A 13,161-nucleotide genomic window follows, 5' to 3' on the forward strand; every position below is an offset into this window, starting at 1 on the left:
AACCCATGAGGCCCGCCATGAAGTATCAAGCTCCCCTGCGCGACATGCGTTTTGTGCTGCACGAAGTGTTCGATGTCAGCGGCCATTGTGAGCGGTTGGACAAGGGGCTGGACCGGGAAACCATCGACGGTGTCCTCGAAGAAGCCGCCCGCTTCGCCACCGAAGTGGTCGCACCGCTGAACCGCAACAGTGACGAGCAGGGCTGTCAGCTGATCGACGGACGCGTCACCACGCCCCAGGGCTTTCGCGACGCCTACCGGCAGTACGTCGATAACGGCTGGGCGAGCATGACCGGACCGCAGGAGTTCGCCGGCCAGGGTTTTCCGCAGCTGATTTCGGCCAGTTTCCACGAAATGCTGATGGCCGCCTCATTGTCCTTTCGCATTTATTCCGGCCTCACCGAAGGCGCCGTGCTGGCTCTGCATCGGCATGGCAGCGAGGCGCTCAAACAGGCTTATCTGGAAAAAATGGTCAGTGGTGAATGGTCCGGCACCATGTGCCTCACCGAGCCCCAGGCCGGTACCGACCTTGCCCTGCTGCGCACCCGTGCCCAGCCTCAAACCGACGGCAGTTATCAGGTCAGCGGCAGCAAGATCTTCATCAGCGGCGGCGAGCAAGACCTGACCGCCAACATCATTCACCTGGTGCTTGCCCGTTTGCCGGATGCGCCGGCCGGGGTGAAGGGCATCAGCCTGTTCCTGGTTCCAAAGTTCATTGCCGCGGCCGATGGGACACCGGGGCTGCGCAATTCGCTGAGCTGTGGCGCACTGGAACACAAGATGGGCATCAAGGGCGCGTCCACCTGCGTGATGAACTTCGATGGCGCACAAGGCTGGTTGATCGGTGAACCGAATCAGGGGCTGGCGTGCATGTTCACCATGATGAATGATGCACGCTTCCAGGTTGGCTTGCAGGGACTGGGCATCGCCGAGGCCGCCTTCCAGGGTGGTCTCGCTTATGCCCGCGAGCGCCTGCAGTCGCGGGCCATCAGCGGTCCGGTGGCGCCAGACAAGAGCGCCGACCCGATCATCGTGCACCCCGATGTCCGGCGCATGCTGCTGACGCAAAAGACCTTGAGCGAAGGCTGCCGATTGCTCGCGGCCTACACCGCCCTGCAACTGGACCTCGAACACGGCGACCCGCAACCCGAGGCTCGCCAGAAGGCGAGTCGTAGGGCGGCGCTGCTGATTCCAATCGTCAAGGCCTTCTTTACCGACGTCGGCCAGGAAGTCGCCAGCCTGGGCGTTCAGCTGTACGGCGGCCACGGTTACATCCGATAGTGGGGCATGGAGCAGTTGATGCGCGACAGCCGTATCACCCAGCTATACGAGGGGACCAACGGTATCCAGGCGCTGGATCTGCTTCGGCGCAAGGTGCTGGGCGATGGCGCCACGGAACTGGGTGCCCTGATCGATGAACTGGCCGTGCATGTCGATGCGGCTGGCTCGCAAGCCGCGCTTAGGGAAATGGCCGAGGCCATGCAGTGGCGTCTCGCCGAGTGGCGTGAACTGGGTGTCGAGGTGGTCGAGGCGTGCCGGCGTGATGTGCAGGAAATCGGCGCCATGTCGGTGGACTTCCTGGCGTACAGCGCTTACGTGCTGGTGGGCGGGCTGTGGTTGCAGGCGGCTGTGCGTGCCCAAGCCGCGCTGGACGCAGGTACTGACGAACCCGGGTTCTATCGGGCCAAGCTGCAAGCCGCGGATTTTTACTGGCGTCGGGTGCTGCCCCGTGCCAGTGGCCATCGTGAAAGCCTTCGGGGCGGAGCCCATTGCCTGATGGCCATGGACGAGGCCGATTTCGCATTTTGATGGCAGCAGCGTGCGGCGGTAACCGAGAGACTCCGGTTACCGCCGCGCTGCATACACCGTCTATGTTCAGGCTTGCGCGGCGCTGACCTTGCCAGTGATCGTGGCATTCTTGCGGACCGCTTGATACAGCAGGCTGGACACCATGAACCCGACAATGGCCAATACGCTCATCAACGAGAACACGTAGTTGTAGCCCTGTTGACCCGGGAAGTGGTCAAGGATCGCGCCATAGATGACGTAGGCGAACATGCCCGGCGCATAGCCGATCAGGCAACCGATGCCAAAGGCTGAACCGGTGATGTGTTGGGGAATGCCGACTTCACCCATGGGGGCCCAGAACACGCCGCGCATGGAAAACACAATCAGCGCGAAGGAGAGGGTGGCCGCCATGCCTGCGTAGATGTAATCCGGGCTTTTCGGGATGAGCATGATGACGCCCATCATCGGCAACAACGCCAGGAATGCCCACTTCAGATAGCGGCTCGAACTCTTGAACTGCTTGTCGGCAATGAAGCCACCGGCAGGGCCGCCCAGGATCTTGAGGAAGTACTGGTTGATGATGCCGTAGGCGCCTACCAGGGCCACGGGCAGTTCGTACATTTCCTTGAGGTAGGGAATGAAATAGGTCAGGCCGCAGTAGACGATGTAGACCATGAACACGTTGAGGCTGACCAGCCAGATGCCCGGCACCTTGATGGCCTCGAGCAGGTTGGACAACCCGTTCTTCGGCTTGACGGTCGACTGGGTTTTGCCGCTCTTGAGCAGCAGCCAGGTCAGGGTACCGGCAAGAATGTCGATGACCGAGTAGAACAGGATCGCCGACTTCAGGCCGTTTTCACCGGAGCCCATGGCGACGAAGACGCCCAGCGCAGAGAAGGCAACCAGGGTATCGATGACGCCACGCCCGCCTTCGAGCAGGCCGAACAGGCGCCCCTGTTCCTTATCGTCGCCCAGGTTGCGGATGGCTTTGAGCAGCGAAGGCCAAAAGAGGCAGTCGGCACACACGGCCAGCAGGCAGAACACCACCAGCAGATTGCTGAAGGGCGGAAAGGTCGCCAGGTAAAGCCCGAGGCCACCGGTACCGATCAGGCCGAGGGGGATCAGCTTGCGCGTGTCGTACCGGTCGGCGAGCATGCCGCCCACCACGAACAGTGCGGTGGCGATGATGGCGTTGGCGCTCAGCAGCACGCCGATTTCAGTGTGGGACAGCCCCATGAATTCTTGCATGGGGATATAAAAGGCGTCTTTGAGATTCGCCAGCTTGTAGATGGTGCCGCCACCGAGGATGAGAATCAGGAATCTGAGCCATTTGGCCTTGTCTTGGGATGTCATTATTGTTCTCCAGGCGTTTTTGGGTAGGCAGTGCCGGTCGGCACGTCAGGTTCAGGCGTTAGCGCAATGGGCCAGGGTCAACTCGGCCAGGGTTCGGAACTCGGCCAGCAGACCTCGTACGTAGGCGACCTGGTTGTTTGCCCAACGGTGCTCATCGGCCAGCATTCGCTCCAGCGAGAAGCCTTCGGGCAGCGCTGTTTCACTCATTTCCCGGTACGCAATGAACGGGTCGGCGGCTTCGTCGAACTGGCGGAAGGCCGGGGCGACGTAGTGGTTTTCCTGTTCAAGAATGAAGGCGATCACTTGCGGGGTTGATTCGCCGAGCATCAGCAGTTCGAACAACATGCGTGCGCTGGGCAGGTCGTCTTCGGCACAGCCTTGCAGCACGCCGTAATGCCCGAAGCCGTTTTGCTCAGGCACGATGCGCACACCCTTGAGGTGGGTCTGGCGTATGTGCGGCGCCAGGTTGCGCAGTGCAGCAAGGGGCTGCTCGCAGGCATTGATCATGTTGCCGAAGTCGAACAGGGCGTGCAGGCGAGGGTGGTTCAGACGGCTCAGCAGTTGCGCGATCTCGCCGCTCTTGAGTTCTTCATGCTGCTCGAAGTCGAAGAACAGGTCGTGCTCGTCTGCCTGTTGCGCGAGGTAGTGCAGGTCTGACTCGATCACGTCCATGACCCGGGACAGCGCCCCTTCGTAGCGTGAGTAGACACGGATATTGTGGGTGCCCAGCGCCTTGGCGATGGCGATCACTTGATCGACATCCTTTTTCAGGGTGCTGCTGATTTCCAGATGCACGTCCAGCCCGAGGGCATTGGCCTTGGCAGCGAACGCCTGAAGCTGCGCGGCGGTCATTTGACTCAGGCTGTTTTCCTCACCGTCGAGCAAGTGCAGGCTCAGGCCCTGCAGTTCATGGCGATAAGCGAAGTCCAGCAGGTCGCCCGGTGTGACGCGGCCGTGGGTCAGGTTGGTCAGCAAGGGGTAGGCATGGGCAAACAGGCGCAGTTGCGCCAGTCGGTCGAGCAACTGGCGGGCCAGTGCCTCGGTCAGTAGGGGGGGAGCCTCGGCCTCGACAGCCTTATGGCTGAGCAAGGCGTTGAATCGTTCCTGGATCTTATTGTTCATTCGAGTCGTTCCTGGTTCAGACACCGGGTCTACCGGCGCAGCCTTTATCGCGCCAGTCAGGAACTCTCGATAGATCCATTATCAGTTAATTCATAAGACCACTTGCCTTGGGTCAAATGGTCGGCTGCAGGTAGCCCATTTTGTCCAGGGCCTGGGCAAGCGCTTCGACGCGCGCTGCGGCCTGGTCCTCAGGGGTGCTGGCAAAGCCGATCAACAGCGCCGGCGGCAAGACATGCGCAACGCAGTAGTCGCTCAGGGCATAGGTATGAATGTCATGCTGGCTGAGTTCACTGGCCAGGGTGTCGTCATCAAGATGGGCTGGTAACCAGGCAATCAGGTGCATGCCGGCTTCTACAGGCGTGATCCTGAAAAAACCGCCGAGCTGTAGCTGCAGTTGTTCGACCAGTGCCTGCTGGCGAGCCTGGTACAGAGCACGCATTCGACGAATATGGCCGAGAAAGTGGCCTTCGCGCATGAAGTCAGCGGTGACGGCCTGCAGCAGTGTCGGCGGGCTGCGATCCATGACCGCTCGCAGGGTACAGAAGGGTTCGATCAAGGCGTTGGGCAGTATCACGTAACCCAGTCGTAGCGAGGGGAACAGCACTTTGCTGAAGGTGCCGGCGTAGATGACCCGAGCCCATTGGTCCATGGCATAGAGTGCCGGCAGGGGGCGCCCGTTGTAGCGAAACTCGCTGTCGCAGTCGTCCTCGATGATCCAGCTTTGATTCTGGGCGGCCCAGTCGATGAGTTCCTGACGTCGCGCATAACTCATGGTGACGCCCAAGGGATGCTGACGAGAAGGTGTGGTAAACACCAGGCGGGCGTCAGGACATTGAGCCAGGCCTTGCTGGACATCGATCCCCTGTTCGTCGATACGCAACGGCACGACCAGACCCCCTTGGGCCTGGAGCGCAATTCGTGCCGCGATATGCCCCGGATCCTCCATCCAGAAGCTGTCCTGTGGATTGAGCAACAGCATGCCCAGCAGGTTGAAGGCTTGCTGGGCGCCGGAAACGATGACCACCTGCTCGGCAGTGCAGTCGATGCCACGGGCATCGAAGACGTACTCGGCAATCGCCTCGCGCAGGGCCAGCAACCCTTGCAGTTCGCCATAGCCGAGCATGGCCTTGGTTGGCTTATGCAGGTGGCGATTCATCAGCCGCTTCCAGACCGATTGCGGGAACGCATCGTAAGCACTGTGACTGGGCAGGAACGAGGTCGGGCTCCCGGTCGCCCAGCCGGCATAGGAAACACCGCGGAAATGATCGCTGCGCAACGACAGCATGGACTGGCTCAGGTCGGACAGGCGAGGAGGCTGGCGCTTGTGCTCATCGTCATCGATACCGCGGTTTTCCCACTCATGACCGACATAGGTCCCGGCCCCGGTCCGCGACGTCAGAAAACCTTCGGCAATCAGTTGATCGAACGCATTGAGAATGCTGATTCGCGACAGCTGCAGTTCCTTGCTCAGGGTCCGGGTGGACGGCAGGCGCACGCCTCCCTGAATCCTGCCACTGAGAATCTGTTTGCGAATCTGCAAGTAGAGTTGGCGGTACAAGGGGATGGAACTGGCACGGTCCAGTTCGATACCTGACAACAGCAAACCTGCGGAGGATTTCATTTTTGGTTCGTCTGGATGAAGTGTGGTTTGGCCTGAATTGCCGTCAGGCACCCGGGGGCGAAAGGGTATCGAGGGGTGCTGGATAAGTCATCCACCACAGGCATTGATAGCCCTGCGATGGCAACGCCGGCCGTTATGAACCGCGTCACAATAATATGGCTGCTGAGCACGGCATTATCCATGGCAATGAAAGGCCAGTACCATGACGGCCATCGCTTTTTCGATACCTGCACTCGAGCCGGTACATAAACCGGTGAATCGTTCTTCAATGGAGAGGCACATGACATCAGGACAATGTCTTTGCGGGGCTGTACGTTTTTCCCTGGAGGTTGAACCACGATTCTTTTATCGCTGCCATTGCACCCTATGCCGCAAGCAAACCGGGGTTGGTCATAATCTCGCCACGCTGGTCAAGGCTTGCGATTTTCGCTGGGAAGAAGGGCAGGGTGCGATCACGAGTTGGCGCAAACCCAGCGGGTACAGAAATGACTTTTGCTCACGATGTGGCTCGACCGTGCCTAATCTTCTTCGCGAGACGCCTTACTTCTGGATTCCGCTTGGGCTTCTCGATGTCGAGTTGAGCATGGAGTGTGTTGGAGATTTCTGCACCGATGACGCTATGCCATGGGATGAACAACGCTCGCAAAGAAGTCATCGCGCAGCCCCGGAGTCACTTGGGTTTATTTTGCATGAACTCCAGGTCAATAACGATTGACTCAGGAGCCTGGTCGGCATGCAGACGAATTGGCAGCCTGGCCCAAACCGAACAGCGTGACCAAACGCTGCCGACCGCTTCTTCGACGAACACCGGCCAATAGAATCTGAACGCTGCCCAGCACTAACGGGGCTTGTCATGGTCCATAACCCCCGCACGACCCTCAGCGGTCGAACGGCCCGTAACCGACCGGCCCCCTCATCGGTAACTTGATCAAGGACAGTGAAAGCATGATCGCCGCCACATAATCAGCAACGCCCTCCACCCGGTTCCGAGAGTCGGGTCTCGCCGTACGTTTATCCCTCAATCCCATTCGAAGATTTAACCCATGTACCTACGCAAAATTGCAGTTGGGCTGTCGGCCCTTGTTTTGCTTTCCACCGGGGCGCAAGCCCGCAACCTGCTGGATCTCCTCAAGCCTCCTACCGCGCAACATGAACAAACGTCCCGTTCGGGCTCGATCAGCCAGAATGCGGCCCTGGACCTCTATTCAAGCAAACAGAAACAGGCTTCGTTTGACGGCTGCGCTGACCTGTTCCCGGCAGCGAAACCGATCAACACGGCCACAGTGCCCGCATCGATGAAACCCCTGGCGCTGTGTTCCGACAACTTCGCGGTGCTGTACTCGCAAACCAGCAAAACCCCGCTGGTGGTGGTCGAACGCCTGAATGCGGCCCTGTTGCAGGATGCCAAAGGGGAAGAGCGCACCAACCAGTTCTACCCGGATCCACGCATTCCCAAGAGTGGGCGCGCCGAGTTGAGCGACTACCGCAGCCAGCACCCGGCCGTGGACCGTGGCCATCAATCCCCGGCAGCCGATGCACCGAACCCCAAGGCAATGGCCCAATCCTTTGCGCTGTCGAACATGGTGCCGCAAGACCCGACCAACAACCGGAAGATCTGGAGCAAGGTCGAGTCTGATGTCCGCAAGTTTGCCAAGCGCGCCGATGGCAATGTGTTTGTCTTTACCGGCCCGCTGTTCGACCCGGGCCACTCGACCATCGGCGACAACCAGGTCTGGGTGCCGACCCGACTGTTCAAGCTGGTGTACGACGCATCGTCCAAACGTGCCTGGGCCTACGTGCTGCCTAACGCAGAAACCCGAATCGAAAAGCCGATGGACTATGAGACGTTCGTGAAGAGCACCGGGCTCAAGCTGCTTGGGAACCTGCCCGTTACAGGTTCCGCAGGGCGCACCTGATGGCTGGTTGAACAGCACCCCAAAGGTTGGAGGCAACCGATGGGGTGTTTCATTGCCATGAACCACGCAAAAACAAGGTCAAGGAAATAAATTCAACAAGAAGTAACAAATAGTAAAAATGAACTATACCCAATAGAGCAATCGCTCCTGCCCCCGGGACATGATGCCTCCACAAATACTCGTCCCAGGAACTTCAACGTCAAGCAGACCGAGAGATTCTGGTTATGAACGCATTGAAAATCGCTGCCAGCGATGCGGTTCGAGCTTGCTTTCGTAGTTCCCGTGAAATCGTCCGGCTCGACCAGACTGACTTTACCGATGTCGCTGTCGCCGTACTCTCGAAAGATGATTTGGCAGCAGGGGCGCTGGATGCCATCAAGCGCACCGGCTTCGATATCCCGATCTTCCTGGTGGCCTCTCAGGGCCGCAGCAATCGCTCCCTGGCGATCTACAAGCAACTGCAGGATGTCATCTTGCAGGTCAATGGTGTCTTCGACCTATCCAGCAATAATGCCGAATACCACGGCAACCAACTGGAGACCGCCGCCAAGGCCTACGAAGCAAGTCTGCTGCCGCCGTTCTTCGATTCGCTCAAACACTACACCGAGGCGGCCAACGCGACCTTTGCCTGCCCCGGTCACCAGGGCGGCCAGTTCTTTCGCAAGCACCCGGCGGGTCGGCAGTTTTTCGACTTCTTCGGCGAGACGCTGTTTCGCGCCGACATGTGCAACGCCGACGTCAAGCTCGGCGACCTGCTGATCCACGAAGGCCCGGCGCTGCTGGCGCAGAAACACGCCGCGCAGGTGTTCAACGCGGACAAGACCTACTTCGTGCTCAACGGCACCTCGGCCTCGAACAAGGTGGTGACCAACGCGCTGCTAACCCCCGGCGACCTGGTGCTGTTCGACCGCAACAACCACAAGTCCAATCACCAGGGCGCGTTGCTGCAGGCCGGCGCCACGCCGGTCTACCTGGAAACCGCGCGCAACCCCTACGGCTTCATCGGCGGCATCGACGCCCACTGTTTCGAAGAGGACTACCTGCGCGAACTGATCGCCGAGGTCGCCCCGGACAAGGCCCAGCTGCCGCGGCCGTTCCGCCTGGCGATCATTCAACTGGGCACTTATGACGGCACCATCTACAACGCCCGGCAAGTGGTCGACGGCATCGGCAAGCTGTGCGACTACATCCTGTTCGACTCGGCGTGGGTCGGCTACGAGCAGTTCATCCCGATGATGAAGGACTGCTCGCCGCTGTTGCTGGATCTCAATGAGAACGACCCGGGCATCTTCGTCACCCAGTCGGTGCACAAGCAGCAGGCGGGTTTTTCCCAGGCCTCCCAGGTGCACAAGAAGGACCGCCACATCAAAGGCCAGGCACGCTATTGCAACCATCACCGGCTCAACAACGCGTTCATGGCCCAGGCCTCCACCAGCCCCTTCTACCCGCTGTTCGCCTCGCTGGATGTGAATGCGCGCATTCACTCGGGCCGCAGCGGCCTGCGCCTGTGGGAAGACTGCGTGAAGTTCGGCATCGAAGCGCGCAAGTTGATCCTCGAAGCCTGCACCATGGTCCGCCCGTTCGTGCCGTACAGCATTGAAGGGCGGGCGTGGGAAGACTATCCGACGGAAGAAATCGCCAACGACATCCGCTTCTTCGAGTTCCATCCCAAGGACCGTTGGCACGCCTTTGCCGGCTACGCCGAGAAGCAGTACTTCATCGACCCGTGCAAGTTGCTGTTCACCACGCCGGGCATCGACCCGGTGGACGGCAGCTACACCGACTTCGGCATTCACGCCGGCATCCTGGCCAACTTCCTGCGCGAGAACGGCATCGTCCCGGAAAAGTGCGACCTCAACTCGATCCTGTTCCTGCTCACCCCGGCCGAAGACTGGGCGAAGATGACCCACCTGGCGGCGCAAATCGCCCGTTTCGAACGCTTCATCAGCGATGACGCGCCGATGAGCCGGGTGCTGCCGGCCATCTACGCGCAGCATCAGGAGCGCTATCGCAACTACACCATTCGCCAGCTCTGCCAGGAAATGCACGATCTGTATCGCCATCACAACGTGCAGCAGTTGCAGAAGGACATGTTCCGCAAGGAACACTTCCCGAAAAAGGCCATGAACCCGCAGCAAGCGCAAATCGAGTACATCCGCGGCAACGTCGAACTGGTGGCGCTGGCGCAGGCCGACGGGCGCATTGCCGCCGAGGGCGCGCTGCCTTATCCGCCGGGCGTCTTGTGCGTGGTACCGGGGGAGATCTGGGGCGGCGCCGTACTGAAGTACTTCCTGGCCCTGGAAGAAGGCATCAACCGCTTGCCCGGTTTCACGCCGGAGTTGCAAGGGGTGTACCTGAAGCAGGAAGGCGGTCGTACCCGGGCGTATGGGTACGTGATCAAGGCCTGATGCTGCACGGGTCAGAAGCGCCCAACCTACAAGGTTCATGTGGTCAAGCAGTAAGCATTAGCCCCTGTCCGGCCGCGTGCTGCACGTCGCCAGACCCAGGTTCAAAACTCTGCATAAGGCAAGGAGTTTGCGATGGCTGATTCAAGCAAGAAAATGGGCCTGATGGGGCTCACGACGCTGGTAACGGTCAACATGATGGGCTCGGGCATCATCATGTTGCCCACCAACATGGCTCAATTGGGTGCCGTCTCGCTGCTGTCATGGATCTTCACCGCGATCGGTTCGATGGCCATCGCCTACTGCTTTGCCCAGTGCGGGGTCTTCTGTCCGCGCTCCGGCGGCTTGTCCGCCTACACCGAAGAAGCCCATTCAAAGTCGGGTTTTTTCCTCTGCTCGTACCTGTACTTCCTGTCACTGGCCATCGCCAACGTGGCCGTGGCCATTTCGGCGGTGGGCTACATGACGGCCTTCGTGCCCTGGCTGGGCACCGGTGCCATTCCATTGTGCGTCGGCACGATCGGGCTGATCTGGCTGACCACCTTCGCCAACTTCGGTGGCCCGGGCATCACCGGCAAGATCGGTGCGTTCACGGTGTGGGGCGTGATCATTCCGGTCGCGGGCCTGAGCATCATCGGCTGGTTCTGGTTCAAGCCCGATGTGCTCGCCGCCGCCTGGAACCCCAACAGCCTGCCGATTTCCGAAGCCATCGGCAAAGCCATACCCCTGACCCTGTGGGCCTTCCTGGGCATGGAGTCGGCGGCCCAGGCCACTGACGCCGTGGAAAACCCCAAGCGCAATGTGCCGCTGGCCTGCCTGTTCGGCACTCTCGGTGCCGCCGTGGTCTATGTGCTGTCGACCACCGTCATCCAGGGCATCATTCCCAATGACGAACTGGCCAAATCCTCGGCGCCCTTCGCGTTGGTCTACGCCACGATGTTCAGCCCGATGGTGGGCAATATCGTCATGGCGCTGGCGGTCATGGCCTGTGTCGGCTCGCTGCTGGGCTGGCAATTCACCCTGGCGCAAACGGCCAAGATGACGGCTGACCAGAACCTGTTCCTCAAGCTGTTCAGCAAGGTCAACTCGATGAATGCGCCCGTCGTCGGCATGATTGTCTGCGGTGTGCTGCAGACCCTCATGGCCCTGTCGACCATCTCGCCCGATGCCGCCGCCCAGTTCAGCAAACTGGTCAGCCTGGCGGCGGTCACCAACCTGATCCCCTATATAACGGCGATGACCGGCCTGCTGGTGATCATGCACAAGGCCGGGGTCTCGTCGGCCATTTACTCGCGTAACCTGGTGGTCTTGCTGATTGCCATAACGTACTCCTTGTACGCCCTGTATGCCTGCGGCAAGGATGCAGTGATGGGCGGCACCCTGGTGCTCGCTGTCGGCTACCTGCTCTATGGATTCCTCGCCAAGCGCTTCACCGAAGCGCCAGCGGCCAACCAGGCCAGGGCCGCAAACCCTTAGGCGTGGCCAACAGGACTGCACAGACATCTGCATACGGGGAAACCGGACATGAACGTACCATTTGCCACAACCACCAGACTGCTGCTTGCCTTCGCACTCTCGACGCTGCCGCTAGTGGCCGGCGCCAACACCCTTGAACGCGTACGCAGCAGCCACACCTTTACCCTGGGCTACCTGCCTGACCTGGCCCCTTTCAGCAAGCAGGAGGGCGACAAGGCCAGCGGATATGCCATCGACCTGTGCCTGAAAGTCGCCGACAAGCTCAAGAGCGAACTGGGTCTGCCCGACCTGCAAGTGCACTACCAGCCTGTCAAGATTTCGGACGAGGTCAACGCCGTGAGTCAGGGTAAAGTCGATATTCTCTGCACGCCGACACCGCCCACCCTGGAACGGCGCAAGATGATCAGTTACTCCATACCGATCTACACCGCCGGCCTCTCGGTCGTGGTGCGCACCGATGCTGGCGAACCGCTGCTCAATGTGCTCAATGGCAAGGTCGCCAATACCGGCCCGACCTGGCGTGCCAGCATCAACAACGGTCTGGCCAACCAAACCTACGCGACCCTGGAGGGGGGCGTGACCGAAGACTGGATTCGTGAACAGATGCGCCTGCTCAACGTGATTGCCTCGCTGGTGACCGTGGCCAACAACGACGAGGGCATCAAACTGGTCGCCGAGGGCAAGGCCGATGCCTTCTTCTCCGAACGCATGCTGCTGCGCAACGAAGTCGCCAAGGAGGGCGCGGCCAAGAACCTGATGCTCCTGGACCGCATCTTCGAGTACTCGCCGGTGGCGATGATCGTGGAGCGCAACGACGAAGACTTCCGCTTGCTGGTCGATATGGCCCTGAGTGAAGCCTATTTCTCGGGCTACATAGAAAAGGCCTACGACCAGTACCTGGGCGGGACCAACGCTACCGTGAAAAAACTGTTCAGGGTCTATGCATTGCCCTGATGAGTTTTGTCGGAGCGAGCTTGCTCGCTCCGACAGATGAGCAGCATCACGTCTGTGGACGGCCACTGGCTTGCTGGTCAGCACCAATTCGCCAGTGTTTGTTCAAGGCCATTACTTGCAGGCAAGTAGCAATCCACTCAGGAGCTCTATCATGCGAATCGTCGCAGCCGCTGTGTGCACACTCCTATTCTCCCTGGCTTTGCCATCAATCACGTTTGCCGGTTCCAATTGCGATGATGCGGGCAGTGCAAGTGATATCAGAAACTGCTTGAAAAACAGCAATGATCAAAAAGGGCAAGGCAATTGCAATGACAATGGCAATTGCGGCAAGGCCAAGGACAAGGCCAAAAATAATGATGATGACGATTACTCGGTCAGTTGCATGGAGATCAATAACCTTGTCCTGCGTCGTCAGTGTCTTGATAAGCGCAGAGATTGAATGTCGGGATCGCACCAGCTGATCAGCCAGGAATGACTGTCGGCACTGCATCAGCATCACCCCGAAGTGACCCAGGAAGCGGTTCGAT

Annotated in this window: 9 protein-coding genes and 1 pseudogene; 7 read left to right on the forward strand and 3 right to left on the reverse strand. The window is 59.8% G+C overall.

Annotated features, from left to right (window positions below):
* The first annotated feature begins 17 nt into the window (after nucleotides 1-17).
* Nucleotides 18-1,808: pseudogene (locus tag WHX55_RS14545) on the forward strand (acyl-CoA dehydrogenase C-terminal domain-containing protein).
* 66 nt (nucleotides 1,809-1,874) lie between these two features.
* On the opposite strand, the gene WHX55_RS14550 reads toward WHX55_RS14545, so the two are convergent.
* From WHX55_RS14550 to WHX55_RS14560, 3 genes are all read right to left on the reverse strand, one after another.
* On the reverse strand, nucleotides 1,875-3,140 hold the full coding sequence (locus tag WHX55_RS14550) for an MFS transporter (protein ID WP_150723895.1): 1,266 nt from the start codon (nucleotides 3,138-3,140) through the stop codon (nucleotides 1,875-1,877).
* A 51-nt stretch (nucleotides 3,141-3,191) separates the two neighbouring features.
* The gene (locus WHX55_RS14555; protein ID WP_150752818.1) at nucleotides 3,192-4,262 is read right to left on the reverse strand and encodes a TIM barrel protein; all 1,071 of its coding nucleotides are present in this window, start codon (nucleotides 4,260-4,262) and stop codon (nucleotides 3,192-3,194) included.
* 112 nt (nucleotides 4,263-4,374) lie between these two features.
* Nucleotides 4,375-5,883: a PLP-dependent aminotransferase family protein gene (locus tag WHX55_RS14560; protein WP_150752819.1), complete on the reverse strand. Its 1,509-nt coding sequence runs from the start codon at nucleotides 5,881-5,883 to the stop codon at nucleotides 4,375-4,377.
* 280 nt (nucleotides 5,884-6,163) lie between these two features.
* Here WHX55_RS14560 and WHX55_RS14565 point away from each other — a divergent pair, with 280 nt between their 5' ends.
* The 6 genes from WHX55_RS14565 to WHX55_RS14590 all read left to right on the forward strand — a co-directional run bounded on the left by WHX55_RS14565 (nucleotide 6,164) and on the right by WHX55_RS14590 (nucleotide 13,073).
* Nucleotides 6,164-6,598 carry a GFA family protein gene (locus WHX55_RS14565; RefSeq protein WP_150752999.1) on the forward strand — a complete coding sequence of 145 codons (435 nt, stop codon included), beginning with the start codon at nucleotides 6,164-6,166 and terminating at the stop codon, nucleotides 6,596-6,598.
* A gap of 328 nt (nucleotides 6,599-6,926) precedes the next feature.
* Nucleotides 6,927-7,799 carry a DNA/RNA non-specific endonuclease gene (locus WHX55_RS14570; RefSeq protein ID WP_150723892.1) on the forward strand — a complete coding sequence of 291 codons (873 nt, stop codon included), beginning with the start codon at nucleotides 6,927-6,929 and terminating at the stop codon, nucleotides 7,797-7,799.
* 224 nt (nucleotides 7,800-8,023) lie between these two features.
* On the forward strand, nucleotides 8,024-10,207 hold the full coding sequence (gene speF / locus WHX55_RS14575; protein WP_353742955.1) for an ornithine decarboxylase SpeF: 2,184 nt from the start codon (nucleotides 8,024-8,026) through the stop codon (nucleotides 10,205-10,207).
* A gap of 132 nt (nucleotides 10,208-10,339) precedes the next feature.
* Complete coding sequence (gene potE / locus WHX55_RS14580; RefSeq protein ID WP_150723891.1) at nucleotides 10,340-11,680, forward strand: putrescine-ornithine antiporter; 1,341 nt, start codon at nucleotides 10,340-10,342, stop codon at nucleotides 11,678-11,680.
* 48 nt (nucleotides 11,681-11,728) lie between these two features.
* Nucleotides 11,729-12,634 carry an amino acid ABC transporter substrate-binding protein gene (locus WHX55_RS14585; protein WP_150723890.1) on the forward strand — a complete coding sequence of 302 codons (906 nt, stop codon included), beginning with the start codon at nucleotides 11,729-11,731 and terminating at the stop codon, nucleotides 12,632-12,634.
* 151 nt (nucleotides 12,635-12,785) lie between these two features.
* A complete protein-coding gene (locus tag WHX55_RS14590) occupies nucleotides 12,786-13,073 on the forward strand; it encodes a hypothetical protein (RefSeq protein ID WP_191629399.1) in 288 nt (95 codons plus the stop codon).
* Nucleotides 13,074-13,161 lie beyond the last annotated feature (88 nt).

Origin of the sequence: Pseudomonas fluorescens, assembly GCF_040448305.1 — a bacterium.
GTDB classification, from domain to species: domain Bacteria; phylum Pseudomonadota; class Gammaproteobacteria; order Pseudomonadales; family Pseudomonadaceae; genus Aquipseudomonas; species Aquipseudomonas fluorescens_BH.